The 1,956-nt window shown below is 76.3% G+C and carries 2 protein-coding genes and 1 pseudogene; 2 read left to right on the top strand and 1 reads right to left on the bottom strand.

The features are described 5' to 3' along the window. Positions 1 to 178 (top strand): annotated as a pseudogene (locus H5J33_RS38045) (TetR/AcrR family transcriptional regulator); the annotation flags it as partial. A 90-nt stretch (positions 179 to 268) separates the two neighbouring features. Next, positions 269 to 994, top strand: coding sequence for a DUF2470 domain-containing protein (locus H5J33_RS33315; protein ID WP_181798429.1), 726 nt, complete (start codon positions 269 to 271; stop codon positions 992 to 994). Here H5J33_RS33315 and H5J33_RS33310 read toward each other — a convergent pair. Further along, positions 962 to 1,956: lactonase family protein (locus H5J33_RS33310; protein WP_181798428.1), on the bottom strand; the 995-nt coding region annotated here is incomplete at its 5' end. The genes H5J33_RS33315 and H5J33_RS33310 overlap by 33 nt on opposite strands.

Genomic DNA, 1,956 nt, shown 5'->3' with positions numbered 1-1,956 from the left:
CGCCGACCCCGAGTTCGGGCCGGTCGTCGAGACCGCCCCCGAGGTGCGTCTGGCGGTGCGCGGCTGGCTCGCCTTCACCACCGCCGTGTGTCTGGAATGGCTCGGCCAGGAGGGCGGGTTGGGCCGCGAGCGGGTGCGCGACCTGTGCGCCCGCGCGCTGCTGGGCGTACTCGCCTGACCCTGGATGCTCCCGTCCGCTGGTGCGGCGCGGTTGGCGCACGCCCCGAACTCCGATAGGTTAGGCAAGGCTTACCTAAGGAGGTCTCGGATGGGTGACACGCAGGACTGGACGGCCGCCCCCGGCGCGGCGGAACGGGCACGCTCGGTGCTGTCCGTCGCGTGGTCGTGCGCGGTGACCGCGGACGGCGTGCGCGAGGAGTACGCCGGAGCGCACACCGTCACCGAGGACGGCCGGGTGCGGCTGACCGTGCCCGACGACAGCGGTCTGTCCGTCGCCTCCCTGTGCGCGCCCCGCCAGGAACCCTCCGCCCTGCTGGAGTTCGCCGACGTCGCCCCCGTGCCGGTGCGCCACCGCGTCCGGGCCCGGCTCTTCCTCTCCGGCCGGCTCACCCCGTCCGAGGGCGGCCTGCTCTTCCTCCCCACCCGTGTGGTGCTCCGGCAGGCCCCGGGGCCCGTCGTCGTCGACCTCGACGAGTTCACCGCCGCCCGGCCCGACCCCCTCGCCGGGGCCGAGGCCCGGCTGCTCACCCACCTCGCCGACGCCCACCCGGACGCCGTCGAGCGGCTCAGCCGCCTGGTGCGGCCGGAGAGCCTGCACGCCGCGACCCGGGTGGTCCCGCTCGCCGTCGACCGGCACGGCCTCACCCTGCGCGTCGAACGCACCCGCGCCCACGGCGACGTACGGCTGCCCTTCCACACACCCGCCGACGACGTGCCGCAGCTCACCGAACGCATGCACGCCCTGCTGGCCCAGGCCGCCGCCGCGGGCTGCCCCCGGGCGCTACAGCGGCAGCGCGCAGACGGCGACGGGTGACGCGAACGGCTCGCCCGCCGGGCTCAGTTCCCCGCTCTCCGCGTCGACGTGGAAGACGGTGACCGTGCCGGAGCGCTGGTTCGCCGCGAACAGCAGCCGGCCGTCCGGGGAGAACGCGATCTGCCGCGGGAAGTCCCCGCCCACCGGCACCGTGCCCAGCAGCCGCAGCCGGGCCCCGGCGGACTCCACGGCGTACCGGGCGAGGCTGTTGTGCCCCCGGTTGGCCAGGAACGCGAACCGGCCGTTCGCCGTCACCAGCAGCTGCGCCGGGTAGTTGGTGCCGCCCTCCGAGCCCGTCGGCTGCGGCGCGCCGACGCTCAGCCGCCCGGAGCGCGGGTCGTAGGCGCACACGGCCACCGTGTCGTCCACCTCGTTGGCCAGGTAGGCGTACCGGCCGCCGGGATGGAAGGTCAGATGGCGCGGGCCCGCGCCCGGCCGGGTCCGCGCCCGGGCGGCCTCCGCGAGCGTGCCCCGCACCGGATCCAGCCGGTAGGTGTAGACGGTGTCGGTGCCCAGGTCCACGGCGAGCACGTGCCGGCCGTCGGGACTGGTGACGAACTGGTGCGCGTGCGGCCCCTGTTGGCCGGGGCCGGGCGGCGGGGAGGTGTGCGTGACCCGGTCGGTGCGCTCGCCCAGGGTCCCCGAGGCGTCGATCGGGTGCACCGAGACGCTGCCCGAGCCGTAGTCGGCGCTCAGCAGCCAGCGGCCGGTGGGATGCACCGACAGATGGCAGGGACCCGCGCCGCCGGTGCTCCGGGTGCCGAGGACCCGCCGGTCGGCGAGGCGCACGGCCGTCACCGCGCCGTCCTGCCGCTCGGCGACCGCGTACAGCGTCCGTCCGTCCGGGTGCACGGCCAGATACGACGGGTCGGACACCCCGGTCAGCGTGCCCTCCCCGGTGATCCGGCCCGACCCGGGATCGTACGACGCGATGCCGATACCGGTGCCGCCGCCCGCCACGG

The organism is Streptomyces sp. WELS2, from assembly GCF_013870595.1.
Lineage (GTDB): Bacteria > Actinomycetota > Actinomycetes > Streptomycetales > Streptomycetaceae > Streptomyces.
This window is presented reverse-complemented; position numbering and strand designations above follow the sequence as displayed.

Bases quoted from the DNA above. Each gene is read 5' to 3' on its own strand.
- H5J33_RS33315 (WP_181798429.1), top strand. From the start codon at position 269: ATGGGTGACACGCAGGACTGGACGGCCGCCCCCGGCGCGGCGGAACGG.